This is a genomic window from Bradyrhizobium sp. RP6, from assembly GCF_003837805.1.
Taxonomy (GTDB): domain Bacteria; phylum Pseudomonadota; class Alphaproteobacteria; order Rhizobiales; family Xanthobacteraceae; genus Bradyrhizobium.
This window is the reverse complement of sequence record NZ_RQIT01000003.1, coordinates 73,843-85,620: the sequence shown is the minus strand read 5'-3', so window position 1 is coordinate 85,620 and position 11,778 is coordinate 73,843. Positions and strand designations below refer to the sequence as shown.

The following is an 11,778-nucleotide window of genomic DNA, read 5'->3' as shown; positions in this document are numbered from 1 at the left end:
CTCAGGACTGGCGGCCGTTGGCGGCCTGCTTGATGGCCTCGCGGATGCGCACATAGGTGCCGCAGCGGCAGATGTTGCCGGCCATGGCGGCGTCGATGTCGGAATCGTCAGGATTCGGCGTCGTCGCCAGCAGCGCCGCAGCCGCCATGATCTGGCCGGACTGGCAGTAACCGCACTGGATCACTTCCGCCTCGAGCCAGGCCTTCTGCACCTTCGCGCCCGCAGGCGTGCTGCCGACGGCTTCGATCGTGGTGACGGCGCGGTTCTCGACCGCGCTCACCGGCAGCACGCAGGAGCGCACCGCCTTGCCGTCGACATGCACCGTGCAGGCGCCGCATTGCGCGATGCCGCAGCCGAACTTGGTGCCGGTCATTCCGAGGATGTCGCGCAGCACCCATAGCAGCGGCATGTCAGGTGGCGCGTCGAAGGATTTCGTTTCGCCGTTGATGGTGAGAACAGTTGCCATATGCATTCCCTTGCTCGGCGATCGCTTGCGGCAATCGCGTCGACGAATTTTGCGCGACGATAATCATATCGATGCGAAACGATGAAGCGTCGAAATTTCCGGCAATGCATATTTGCGCGGACGAGGCGTGAGGCCATGACGTTCACGAATTTGTGCGGCGATCGCTGCGCAGATTTTAGGCCAATTGGTATGATAATCGTCATTTTTTGAGGCATTTTCGGCGCGTGCGTCGTCGATCGCCGCAGATGATCGTGCGAACAGGCAAAGCCGTGCGATGACGAAAGTCGTGCGATTGGGAAAGTCAGGCGGTCGCAAGTCCGTCCGACATTGTTGTGCCCTCTCCCCTTGCGGGAGAGGGCAGCGACGCCAGTAGACACGGGCACGTTGGGGTAAGGGGTCTCTATCCGCGTATGACCCGCTCGTTCTCGAAGCAGCTCAACCCGCAGGAACAGACCCCTCATCCGATGCTACGCGCCACCTTCTCCCGCAAGGGGAAAAGGAAGAGCAGCGCATGACATTTTCGGAATAATAGCATTATGCCCCTGTTTTGCCCGACGAGTCAACGCGCGCCATGGCATGCCGGCATAAGCGGATGATTTCACACACCCCGGCTACTGTGCATGGGGTTGTTTTCAGGTTTTTGATTCAAGGGCCGCGAAACGCCCTCGTCAGCCCTGACGAAAGCCCATCCGGAAGGCGCCCCAGTGCTTGCCGCGGACCATGATCGGCGAGGACAGGTCCTTCATCAGCACGAACTGCCCGCCGCCCATGTCGCGGCGGTAGGTCTGGAGCAGGAACGGCTTCGTGTTCGCTGCGACCTTCTTCACCGAGCGGTCGGTGAAAAGGCGGCGGTTGCGGCAATTGGCGTTGTTCCAGACCGGGTCCTTGCCTTGCGGCAGCCGGTAGTTCGGGTTGTGTGTCGGCAGGTACCCGCCCTTGGCCCAGGCGACGCAGAACACGATGCGGGGATCGGATTTCTGAATCGGGTCCTGGATCGCGGGCAGCACGCGGTCGGTAAACGCGACGTAGCTGGTGAGGTACTGCTTCGGATCGGTGCCTGATATCTCGCGGTAGGTCTCGTCCATGAGCTGGTCGAGCGTGATCTCGCCGCGGTCGATCGCGGCTTCGAACTCCGCCGAGATCCGCTTTGCGGTGTCGACGACGACCCGGATCAGCGGCGCATCCGATGTCTCGACGCCGCTGTCGGCGATCAGCGCGATCAGGCCTTCGGAGGTGTCGAGCAGCTTCGCCACCCGCTCGTCGGCGTTCTTGAGATCGCGCGAGGACAGGTCAACGCCCTTGGCGAGCTCGCTGAGCTCGCTGATGACGGTGTCGCAATGTCCGAGATTGGAGGTGGCCGCGCGCGCGACGCTGTCGATCTCCGCTTCCACCGAGGCAAAGCCCTGCTGGACGCGTGTGATGATGCCGGAGATCTGCCGGGCGCCTTCGCCGGCGGTCTTGGCGCGCTGCGAAGCGTCGCTGCTCTCGCCGATCAGGCCTTCGATCTGGCCGTCGAGATCGCGCATGGTATCGGAGATCTCGTGCGTAGCCTGGCGCGTGGCTTCCGCGAGGTTCTTCACCTCGCTCGCGACCACCGCGAAGCCGCGGCCGGCATTGCCGGCGCGCGCCGCTTCGATGGTTGCGTTCAGCGCCAGCAGATTGGTCTGCTTGGCGATCGCCTCGATCGAGCCGGAGACCTTCGCCACCTGCGCCAGCGCCGAGCCGACGGCGCTCAGGCGCGCCTCGATCCGCTCCACGGCTGCGACCAGCTCGGAGATGTGGCTGACCGCGGCATCGACGGCGCTGCGCGATTGCGCGATCTCGCCGACTGCCGCGGACGTCGTCGTTTGCACGGCCTGCGATGCGTTGGCGATGTCGTGGTTGGCCGAGACCATCGTCTCGGCTGTCTCCTGCAGGCGGTGGAACCGTTCCGACTGGTTCGCGACGCGGTCTGCGACTTCCTGGACATTGCCGGCGATGTCGGCGAGTTCCACGCCGAGACCGCCGATGCGGTCGGCGAGCTGGTCGATCAGCCGCTCGGCGAGGGTGCGGTTGGAGCCGGTGTCCATGACGGCAAGTTGTGCGACGGACATGTTCGATGAGTCCTCCAGTCAGAGCCGTTCACCGGCTCACGGCGGCATTCCCATTCCAAATTCGACCTTAGTGGATGATTCGCCGCCGCCGTCTTGCCTGAGCGTGCACTACAGCTTGTAGGCGGTGCGAAATCCGCCCCAGTGCCGGCCCTGCACGCGGATCGGGACGTCGATCTCGCGCATCATCACCGTGTTTCCGTTGCCCATGTCGCGCGCATAGCTCTGGACCAGGTACGAGCGCAGGTTGCTCGCGGCAGCTAACCCCGCCGGGTCGTTGAACATCCGCCGGTTGCGGCTGTTGGCCGTGTTCCAGGCGATGTCGCCCGGCCGCTGCGGATGCGAATAGATCTTGTTGTGCACCGGCAGGAAGCCGTTGCGGTCGACCATGGCGCAGAACGCCATTCGCGGCTCCCTCGCCAGGAAGGATTCCTGGAACGGCGGCAGGGCACGGTCGGCCCAGTCGAGATATCTCGTGCGGAATTGCTGCGGATCGGTGCCTGCAATTTCCACATAGTCCGTGTCGAACAGGTCCTCCATCCTGACCTCGCCGCGCGCAACAGCCTGCTCGAATATCTTCGTCAGCGCGTTGCCCGCCTCCATGGCGCGGGTGACCAGCTCCGTGTTCTCCTCGTGGATGGACCAGAGCTTGTCCTCGATCTTTTCGCCGAGCGCGGCGCTGGCACCAACGAATTGCGCGCGGGCGCCGGCCTTGGATTGCTCGACCACGCGCAGGCGGCAGGCGCCGATGTCCTCGAGTGTGCCTTCGATCATCGCCTGCGGTGCAAGCCTGCCTGCATCCGCGCCGCCGATCAGCACGCCATCCATCGCGATTTCATAGACCGGCATCACGCCGCGCGGGGTCTCTAACCTGAGATGGCAGGGCAGGCGCTCGGTCTTGCGCCGGTCGTCGTGCTCGCTCTGGCCGAGCAGCACGGCGCAGCGCGATTTCAGCTTTTGAGCAAAAGTGGTGACGGCCTTGCCGGCACTGGCGACGCTCTCGCCGTGGGTCTCGGCCGCCTTGGTCGCGGCATCGATCTCGGCCGCGCTCTCGCCGACCGAGATGATGAACTCCGAGGCGCTGGCGGCGTTGCCGGAGACTTCGCTGGTCGTGGCGTTCTGCTCGGCGACCGCGCCGTTGACGGTGTCGAACACCGGGCGGATCGCCTCGATCGCCTGGGAAATGCGGTGCACGGCATCGGCAGAGCCGGCGGCGTCGCGCTGGAGCGCGTCGATCTTCCTTGTGATCTCCTCGGTCGCTCCTTGCGTCTGCACCGCGAGCGCCTTGACCTCGGTGGCGACGACCGCAAAGCCGCGGCCCGCATCTCCGGCGCGTGCGGCCTCGATGGTGGAGTTGAGCGCAAGCAGCGTCGTCTGCCGCGCGATCTGCGCGATCAGATTGACGACATTGCCGATGGCGGCGGAGGATTCGCGCAGGCGCTCGACATTGGCGCGGGCTTCCTGCGCCGCGGCGCTGGCCTCGTCGGCGAGCTTGCCGGCATTGCGAACCTGCGCGCCGATTCCTTGCGCGGACTGGGTGAACTTGTCGGCGGCATGGGCGAAGGTGGAGGCGGTCGACTGCGCCGCGTTGGTCCGGCCGGTCAGGGCGTCGGTGCGGTCGCGAATGGCGGCAAGCGTCGCGGCGGTCGCCTCGGCGCCTCCGGCCACCGAATTGGCGGCGCGCTCGAGCTGGCGGATCATGGCGCCGAGCTCGAGTTCCAGCAGTTCCAGGATTTCCCGGGCCGAATCACTTTCGGCGGTCGGGGCGGGGGCGGAATGGGGCGCCGGCTGCGGAGCCTCTGGGGCTGTCGCAGGCGTAGCCTGGTCCGGCAGACGCTTCCGAAATAATCCGAACGCCATCGCGCCTCTCTTGTCGGAGAATAGTCGGGCGCTATTTTCGCAGTCCGGAATGAAATCAGGGTTAACGGTGCCCGCCCCCTAGGCACGGGCTAGTACGTTGTTACCTTAAAGTCGTAGAGCCTCTTTCATTCCGGTGGGTTGGCGGCCTATAAGGCCGCGCTTCCCACGCTCACCTTGGCGCACGATTCCTTAACGAGACCACGCATGGCCGGACATTCCCAATTCAAGAACATCATGCACCGCAAGGGGCGGCAGGATGCCCAGAAGTCGAAACTGTTCGGCAAGCTGGCGCGGGAAATCACCGTCGCGGCCAAGCTCGGCACGCCCGACCCCGCCATGAACCCCCGCCTGCGCGCGGCCGTGATCGCGGCGCGCCAGGAGAACATGCCGAAGGACAATATCGAGCGCGCGATCAAGAAGGCGCTCGGTAGCGAGGGCGAGAACTATGACGAGATCCGCTACGAGGGCTACGGCCCCGGCGGCGTCGCCGTCATCGTCGAGGCGCTGACCGACAACCGCAACCGCGCTGCTTCCGATATCCGCTCCTTCTTCACCAAGTCCGGCGGCAATCTCGGCGAAACCGGCTCGGTGTCGTTCATGTTCGACCGCACCGGAATCATCGAATATGACCGCAGCGTCGCCTCGGATGACGCGATGCTGGATGCCGCGATCGAGGCCGGCGCCGACGACGTGGTCTCGGGCGAGAACGGCCACGAGATCTACGCCTCGACCGAAGGCTACCGCGACGTCGCCAAGGCGCTGGAAGCCAAGTTCGGCGAGCCGCGCAAGGCCGCGCTGATCTGGAAGCCGCAGAACACGGTCGCCGTCGATGACGAGACCGGCGAGAAGCTTCTCAAGCTGATGGATTTGCTCAACGAGCACGACGACGTGCAGCAGGTCTACGCCAATTTCGAGATATCGGACGCGCTGATGGCGAAGATGGGCGGGTAGGGTACTCTCGTGTCCCGGACGCGCTGCAGCGTGAAACGCTGCTGTGCAGAGCCGGGGCCCGAGGTTCTTTCAGCATCCGTCGCAAAATGGACCCCCGGTTCAGCGCCGCACCGCTTTGCGCTGCGCCGCGCCCGGGACGCGAGACCGCCTTTCCCCTGTTACTTCCGTTCTGTTTCTGTTTCCCCCGCGGCGGCCAGCCGCTATCACTGGCCCATGACTGCGCTCCCGATTCGTGGCCCCGTCCGCATCATCGGCATCGACCCCGGCCTGCGCCGCACCGGCTGGGGTGTGATCGAGGCCGAGGGCAATCGCCTGATCTACGTCGCCTGCGGCTCGGTGGAACCGCCGGACGACCTGCCGCTGTCGAGCCGCCTGCTCGCGATCCATGAGGGGCTCGCGGCCGTTCTCTCCAACCACCAGCCGATGGAAGCGGCGGTCGAGCAGACCTTCGTCAACAAGGACGGCGTTGCCACGTTGAAGCTCGGCCAGGCCCGCGGCGTCGCCATGCTGGCGCCCGCAATGTTCGGCATCTCTGTCGCCGAATACGCGCCGAACCAGGTCAAGAAGACGGTGGTCGGCGCCGGTCACGCCGACAAGCAACAGATCGCGATGATGCTGAAGATATTGCTGCCGAAAGCCGAGCCGCCGTCGGCGGATGCGGCCGACGCGCTCGCCATCGCCATCACCCACGCCCATCACCGCCAGAGTGCGGCGCTCCGGCTGAAGGTGGTGGGGATATGATCGGCAAGCTCAAGGGCCTGATCGATTCCTACGGTGAGGATTTCGTCATCCTCGACGTCGGCGGCGTCGGCTATCAGGTGCATTGCTCCTCGCGCACCTTGCAGCATCTGCCCTCGCCGGGCGAAGCAGCCGTGCTGTCGATCGAGACCTATGTGCGCGAGGATCAGATCAAGCTGTTCGGCTTCCGCACCGACCAGGAGCGCGAATGGTTTCGCCTGCTCCAGACCGTGCAGGGCGTCGGCGCCAAGGTCGCGCTCGCCGTGCTCGGCACGCTCTCGACCGCCGACCTCGCCAATGCCATTGCGCTGCGCGACAAGGCCGCGGTGGCGCGCACGCCCGGCGTCGGCCCGAAGGTTGCCGAGCGCATCGTCACCGAATTGAAGGACAAGGCGCCGGCGTTCGCCAATGTCGATCCGGCCGTGGTGCATCTCGCCGGCGCCGTCGACGACCAGCGCGCGCCGCGGCCCGTGGCGGATGCGATCTCCGCGCTCGTCAATCTCGGCTACGGCCAGCCGCAGGCCGCCGCGGCCATCGCATCGGCCTCGCGTAGTGCGGGCGAGGATGCTGAGACCGCGCAGCTCATCCGTCTCGGCCTGAAGGAGCTCGCGAAGTGAGTGATCCCAAGGCCAGCCGCATGGTCTCGCCCGAGCGCCGCAGCGACGATGTCGGCGATACCGCGCTGCGTCCGCAATCGCTGTCGGACTTCGTCGGCCAGCAGCAGGCGCGCAAGAATCTCTCGATCTTCATCGAGGCGGCGCGCAAACGCGGCGAGGCGCTGGATCACGTGCTGTTCGTGGGACCGCCCGGCCTCGGCAAGACCACGCTGGCGCAGATCGTGGCGAAAGAGCTCGGCGTCGGCTTTCGCGCCACGTCGGGCCCGGTGATCGCCAAGGCCGGCGATCTCGCCGCGCTCCTCACCAATCTCGAAGAGCGCGACGTGCTCTTCATCGACGAGATCCATCGCCTGAGCCCCGCGGTAGAGGAGGTGCTTTATCCCGCGATGGAGGACTTTCAGCTCGACCTCATCATCGGCGAGGGCCCGGCGGCGCGCTCGGTGAAGATCGAGCTGTCGAAATTCACCCTCGTCGGCGCCACCACGCGCGCGGGCCTTCTGACCAATCCCTTGCGCGATCGCTTCGGCATTCCGGTGCGACTGAATTTCTACACGATCGAGGAATTGGAGAGCATCGTCAGCCGCGGTGCGCGCGTGCTCAATGTCGGCATGTCCACGGACGGCGCCAACGAGATCGCGCGCCGCGCCCGTGGCACGCCGCGCATTGCCGGCCGCCTGCTCAGGCGCGTGCGCGATTTCGCTTCGGCTGCCGATGCCGACAAGATCGATCGCAAGATCGCCGACCACGCGCTGAGCGAGCTCGAGGTCGACGCCGCGGGGCTGGATGCCATGGACCGCCGCTACCTCACGACCATCGCGCTCAACTATGGCGGCGGCCCGGTCGGCGTCGAGACCATGGCCGCGGCCTTGTCCGAGCCGCGCGATGCGATCGAGGACATCATCGAGCCCTATCTGATCCAGTGCGGCTATCTGCAGCGCACGCCGCGCGGCCGGTTGCTCACCTCGCACGCCTTCCGCCATCTCGGCCTCGCCGAGCCCAATCGCGATCCGGCCCAGTTCGGCCTGTTCGGTTCGGATGACAGCGACGAGTGACCTGCTGAAACGTTCGCCGTTCCGGCTTTGATGAATTTCCCGTAATCTCGTGCAGACGATCTGCACGAACCCACCCCAATTCCGCTCCAATCAGACATCATCAAGACGCCGCATCACCATCGGGCTTCCATGATCACGCGCCGTCATCTCATCCGTTCCATCGGCGGCCTGTCCGCCCTCGGCGTCTCGACCGCCGCCTATGGCGTCGGCGTCGAGCCGATGCTGCGGCTCCGCGTCACCCGCTATCATCCGATGCCGCGGCAATGGCCGACGGATCTTCCGCTCAAGATCGCCGTCATCGCCGACCTCCACGCCTGCGATCCCTGGATGCCGCTGGATCGGGTCGAGGCCATCGTCGACCGCACCAACGCGCTGAACGCCGACCTCATCGTGCTGCTCGGCGACTATGTCGCCGGCTTGCATCAGGTCACGCGCCTCATTCCGTGCAGCGAATGGGCGCGCGTGCTGGCCGGCCTCAAGGCGCCGCTCGGGGTCCATGCCGTCATGGGCAACCACGATTATTGGGATGACGGCACGGTGCAGCGGGCCGGGCAGGGGGTGACCGTCGCGCACCGCGCGCTGGAAGCGGCCGGTATCCCCGTCTACGAGAACGACGTCGTGCGCCTCACCAAGGACGGCCGCCCGTTCTGGCTCGCCGGTCTCGGCGATCAATTGGCTTTTCTGCCGGCGCGCCGTTTCCGTAGCATGGTGCGTTTCGGTGCCGACGATCTCAATGCGACGCTCGCCAAGGTCACGGACGATGCGCCCATCATCCTGCTCGCGCATGAGCCCAACATCGCGCCGCGCGTGCCCGCGCGCGTCGCGCTGCAACTGTCCGGCCACACCCATGGCGGCCAGGTCCGCCTGCTCGGCTGGTCCCCCGCGGTGCCGCCGCAGCACGGTGTCCGCCTCGCCTATGGTCATGTCAGGCTGAAATGCGACGTGATCATCTCCGGTGGCCTCGGGTGCAGCATCATGCCGCTCCGCGTCGGCGTTCCGCCGGAGATCGTCGAGGTGACGCTGGGGCGGGCCGCGCCGGTTGTATCCTGACACGCTTGCGCGGACCGCGGTTTTTGCGCAAAACGGGCCGACAGCGACAAGCGAAGAGGCTCACGACGTGACTGCCCATCTGGACGGCGATATCCGCGACGGCCGCCACCACATGCAGGTCCGCGTCTATTACGAGGACACGGATTTCTCGGGGATCGTCTATCACGCCAATTATCTGCGCTACATGGAGCGCGGACGCACCAACCATCTCAGGCTGATGGGCGCGGAGCAGCAGGCGCTGTTCGAGCAGGTCGAGACGGAGGGCGCCGGCTTTGCCTTCGTCGTCCGCTCGATGCATCTGGATTTCCTCAAGCCCGCGCGGATGGACGACGTGCTCGACATCGTGACCTGGCCGATCGCGGTGAAGGGCGCCTCCATCATGCTGGCGCAGGAGGTGCGGCGCGGCAGCGATGTGCTGTTGAAGGCCGAAGTGCGCGTTGCCTTCATCAGCGGCGGTCGCGCCCAGCCGATTCCGAAGTCGATCCGCACGCTGATGAAAGCCGATCTGATTTCGTGATCGCCCGATAAGTGATCGCCTGATTTGTGATGGCCTATCGACACCGCCGGCTGCGGCGATACATTCACGGCCCCGATCAACCGATGAGGCCATCATGTCGCGCCCGCCGCTTCCACCCTTCACCCGCGAGACTGCTGCGCAAAAGGCCCGCATGGCCGAGGACGCCTGGAATTCACGCGATCCGGTGCGCGTGTCGCTCGCCTACACCGAGGACAGCCGCTGGCGCAATCGTTCCGAGGTGTTTCAGGGTCGCGAGGCCATCGTCGCGTTCCTCACCCGCAAATGGGAGAAGGAGTTGGACTACCGGCTGATCAAGGACCTCTGGGCGTTCGACGGCAACCACATCGCGGTGCGCTTCCAGTACGAATGGCGCGATGCCGGCGGACAGTGGTATCGCTCCTACGGCAACGAGCAGTGGGAGTTCGACGAGCACGGCTTGATGAAGCGGCGCGAGGCCTCGATCAACGACATCGCGATTGCCGAGAAGGACCGCCGGTTTCACTGGCCGGCGCCCGGGCCGCGGCCGGCCGACGTGCCGGGGCTGGGCAGCGATCCGTTCTAACTCTCACCCCTCATGGTGAGGAGCCGCGAAGCGGCGTCTCGAACCACGCAGGCCCAGCTGCTGCAGCGGGGGCCTCGATCCTTCGAGACGCCCGCCTTGGCGGGCTCTCAGGATGAGGGGATGGATTTGCGCACCAGGAATCTCGTAATCGCCCCGCCCAACTTCGCGTTGTCCAGCGGCTGTGCAAGGGACTGCCGCGCCGTGGCAACAATCACGTCCGGCGCCTTGCCGTCGCGCAGATCGCAACACACTTGCGCAAACGCCACGTCGAACTCCGGATGCGGCTGCACGGTCAGCGTTGCGCCGTTGGCATAGAGCAGGCCGGCATGCGGGGTAAAGTCCGAGGAGAGGATCGTCAGCGCGTCGTTTGGGGGCTCGATCACCTGATCCTGATGCGAGGCGGCGATCGCGACCGCGTCGCCATCGACGACGCCGTTCTCCGGCAGCACCTGATAGACGTGCCGGCCGATGCCCCAGCCCTTCTCCGACTTGCGCACGATGCCACCGAGCGCCTGCGCGATCAGCTGATGGCCGAAGCAGACGCCGACCATCGGCGTCTTGTTGGTGTAAGCCTTGCGCACGAAATCTTCCAGCGGCGCCATCCAGTCCAGTTCGTCATAGACGCCGGCGGCCGCGCCGGTGATCAGGATGGCCTCCACCTTGCGCGGATCGGGAAGCGCATCGCCGTTGGGGATGCTGACGACCTCGACCGTCGCCGTCGGATCCTCGGTGCGGATCATCCGTTCGAACATGTCCGGAAACGAGCCGTGCTGCTCGCGATATCTTTGCGGGACCTGTCCGGTCTCGATGATGGTGATGCGTGCCATGTGCTCCCCAGATCAAGGTTGCGAAGCTCAGTCGCTTTCTGCCCGATGTTGCTGGTGTGGCGCTGTGCGCTCGAGTAGAGCGCTTTCCTTGCGGACCTCGTTGAGAAAGGCCTTTGCCAGGCGCGACAGCGGCTCGGCTTCCGACCACAGCATATAGGCGACCGCCTGCGTCGTCGGCGTGAACGGACGGACGACGAGGCCGCTGCCGCCGTTCTGCCGCGGCGAGAACGGATCCACCACCGCAGCGCCGACGCCGGCGGCCGCGAGTACGCAGGCCGTGTTGCAGTAGCGCACCTCGACAGTCGGCCGGAACGGCGCACCGGCACGGGCAAAGCTGTCGCGCACGGCTTCGCCAAGCCGCGTGCCGCGCTCGAGCCCGATGAAGGGCAGGCCGGAAAGATCGGAAGCGGATATCACCGGCCTGTCAGCGAGCGGATGCTGCGGCGGCAGTACACACACCATCTCGCCGGTATGCACCACCTCATGCGCGATGCCGGGATGATGCGTCAGCCCGAGCGCGAAGCCGAGCTCGGCGACGCGGCTGAGCACGCCTTCGATGATGCCCTCGTAGCGGCGCACGTCGAAGAACACGCGCGTCTCCGGGCGACGGCGCAGGAAGCCTGACAGCGCGGAAGGGATGATGCTGTAGGCGAGCGGCGGGGTCGCCACGATGGCGAGATGCCCGGAACGGTTCTCGCGCAGGTCGCGCACGCGGTTCTCGAGCTTGGCGTGCAATGCGAAGATCGCCTCACTCTCTTTGTAGAGCGCCATTGCCTCGGCGGTCGGAAACAGCCGGTTGTTGACGCGCTCGAACAGCGCGAAACCCGTCTGCGCCTCCATCGTCTTCAGCGCGTTGCTCACCGCGGGCTGCGACAGCGCCAGCTCGTCCGCCGCCGCGACCGTGGTGCGGTGGCGGATGACGGCGCGCAGGATCTCGAGCTGACGCAGGTTCATATCACTGCCGATTATACTCAGGGCCAAAACATCATAGCAACGCGAATTGATTTTGCAGCCCCGCTCGCCCGTAATGGCAGCGGATTTGCGCGTC

13 protein-coding genes are annotated in these 11,778 nt (G+C 65.7%); 7 read left to right on the top strand and 6 right to left on the bottom strand.

Features of this window, described 5'->3' with window-relative positions:
- Position 1: 1 nt before the first annotated feature.
- From EHH60_RS09270 to EHH60_RS09255, 4 genes are all read right to left on the bottom strand, one after another.
- Positions 2–466: a (2Fe-2S)-binding protein gene (locus tag EHH60_RS09270; RefSeq protein ID WP_199751371.1), complete on the bottom strand. Its 465-nt coding sequence runs from the start codon at positions 464–466 to the stop codon at positions 2–4.
- Between the two features lie 63 nt (positions 467–529).
- Positions 530–781, bottom strand: coding sequence for a hypothetical protein (locus tag EHH60_RS09265; protein WP_124159169.1), 252 nt, complete (start codon positions 779–781; stop codon positions 530–532).
- 353 nt (positions 782–1,134) lie between these two features.
- Complete coding sequence (locus EHH60_RS09260) at positions 1,135–2,559, bottom strand: methyl-accepting chemotaxis protein (RefSeq protein ID WP_124159168.1); 1,425 nt, start codon at positions 2,557–2,559, stop codon at positions 1,135–1,137.
- A gap of 108 nt (positions 2,560–2,667) precedes the next feature.
- Positions 2,668–4,416 carry a methyl-accepting chemotaxis protein gene (locus EHH60_RS09255; protein WP_124159167.1) on the bottom strand — a complete coding sequence of 583 codons (1,749 nt, stop codon included), beginning with the start codon at positions 4,414–4,416 and terminating at the stop codon, positions 2,668–2,670.
- Between the two features lie 204 nt (positions 4,417–4,620).
- Between EHH60_RS09255 and EHH60_RS09250 the strand changes: the two genes are divergently transcribed.
- The 7 genes from EHH60_RS09250 to EHH60_RS09220 all read left to right on the top strand — a co-directional run bounded on the left by EHH60_RS09250 (position 4,621) and on the right by EHH60_RS09220 (position 9,903).
- A complete protein-coding gene (locus EHH60_RS09250) occupies positions 4,621–5,367 on the top strand; it encodes a YebC/PmpR family DNA-binding transcriptional regulator (RefSeq protein ID WP_124159166.1) in 747 nt (248 codons plus the stop codon).
- A 213-nt stretch (positions 5,368–5,580) separates the two neighbouring features.
- Positions 5,581–6,108, top strand: a complete 528-nt coding sequence (gene ruvC / locus EHH60_RS09245) for a crossover junction endodeoxyribonuclease RuvC (protein WP_124159165.1) — start codon at positions 5,581–5,583, stop codon at positions 6,106–6,108.
- Entirely contained in the window at positions 6,105–6,722 is a 618-nt protein-coding gene (ruvA, locus tag EHH60_RS09240) for a Holliday junction branch migration protein RuvA (protein WP_124159164.1), read from the top strand. The genes ruvC and ruvA overlap by 4 nt, the downstream gene beginning before the upstream one ends.
- Before the next feature lie 20 nt (positions 6,723–6,742).
- Entirely contained in the window at positions 6,743–7,774 is a 1,032-nt protein-coding gene (ruvB, locus tag EHH60_RS09235; RefSeq protein WP_199751402.1) for a Holliday junction branch migration DNA helicase RuvB, read from the top strand.
- A 129-nt stretch (positions 7,775–7,903) separates the two neighbouring features.
- Entirely contained in the window at positions 7,904–8,824 is a 921-nt protein-coding gene (locus EHH60_RS09230; RefSeq protein ID WP_124159162.1) for a metallophosphoesterase, read from the top strand.
- A 67-nt stretch (positions 8,825–8,891) separates the two neighbouring features.
- Positions 8,892–9,341, top strand: a complete 450-nt coding sequence (gene ybgC / locus EHH60_RS09225; protein ID WP_124159161.1) for a tol-pal system-associated acyl-CoA thioesterase — start codon at positions 8,892–8,894, stop codon at positions 9,339–9,341.
- 94 nt (positions 9,342–9,435) lie between these two features.
- A complete protein-coding gene (locus EHH60_RS09220; protein ID WP_124159160.1) occupies positions 9,436–9,903 on the top strand; it encodes a nuclear transport factor 2 family protein in 468 nt (155 codons plus the stop codon).
- Positions 9,904–10,010: 107 nt separating this feature from the next.
- Here the strand turns inward: EHH60_RS09220 and EHH60_RS09215 are convergent, their stop codons facing one another.
- The gene (locus EHH60_RS09215) at positions 10,011–10,730 is read right to left on the bottom strand and encodes a type 1 glutamine amidotransferase (RefSeq protein WP_124159159.1); all 720 of its coding nucleotides are present in this window, start codon (positions 10,728–10,730) and stop codon (positions 10,011–10,013) included.
- A gap of 27 nt (positions 10,731–10,757) precedes the next feature.
- A complete protein-coding gene (locus EHH60_RS09210; protein WP_124159158.1) occupies positions 10,758–11,684 on the bottom strand; it encodes a LysR family transcriptional regulator in 927 nt (308 codons plus the stop codon).
- Positions 11,685–11,778: the final 94 nt, after the last annotated feature.

Excerpts from the sequence above, each read along its gene's own strand:
- EHH60_RS09270 (WP_199751371.1), bottom strand. The coding sequence starts at position 466 with ATGGCAACTGTTCTCACCATCAACGGCGAAACGAAATCCTTCGACGCG.
- ruvB (WP_199751402.1), top strand. The coding sequence starts at position 6,743 with ATGGTCTCGCCCGAGCGCCGCAGCGACGATGTCGGCGATACCGCGCTG.
- EHH60_RS09220 (WP_124159160.1), top strand. The coding sequence starts at position 9,436 with ATGTCGCGCCCGCCGCTTCCACCCTTCACCCGCGAGACTGCTGCGCAA.
- EHH60_RS09215 (WP_124159159.1), bottom strand. The coding sequence starts at position 10,730 with ATGGCACGCATCACCATCATCGAGACCGGACAGGTCCCGCAAAGATAT.
- ruvA (WP_124159164.1), top strand. The coding sequence starts at position 6,105 with ATGATCGGCAAGCTCAAGGGCCTGATCGATTCCTACGGTGAGGATTTC.
- EHH60_RS09210 (WP_124159158.1), bottom strand. The coding sequence starts at position 11,684 with ATGAACCTGCGTCAGCTCGAGATCCTGCGCGCCGTCATCCGCCACCGC.
- EHH60_RS09230 (WP_124159162.1), top strand. The coding sequence starts at position 7,904 with ATGATCACGCGCCGTCATCTCATCCGTTCCATCGGCGGCCTGTCCGCC.
- EHH60_RS09260 (WP_124159168.1), bottom strand. The coding sequence starts at position 2,559 with ATGTCCGTCGCACAACTTGCCGTCATGGACACCGGCTCCAACCGCACC.
- EHH60_RS09255 (WP_124159167.1), bottom strand. The coding sequence starts at position 4,416 with ATGGCGTTCGGATTATTTCGGAAGCGTCTGCCGGACCAGGCTACGCCT.
- ruvC (WP_124159165.1), top strand. The coding sequence starts at position 5,581 with ATGACTGCGCTCCCGATTCGTGGCCCCGTCCGCATCATCGGCATCGAC.
- EHH60_RS09250 (WP_124159166.1), top strand. The coding sequence starts at position 4,621 with ATGGCCGGACATTCCCAATTCAAGAACATCATGCACCGCAAGGGGCGG.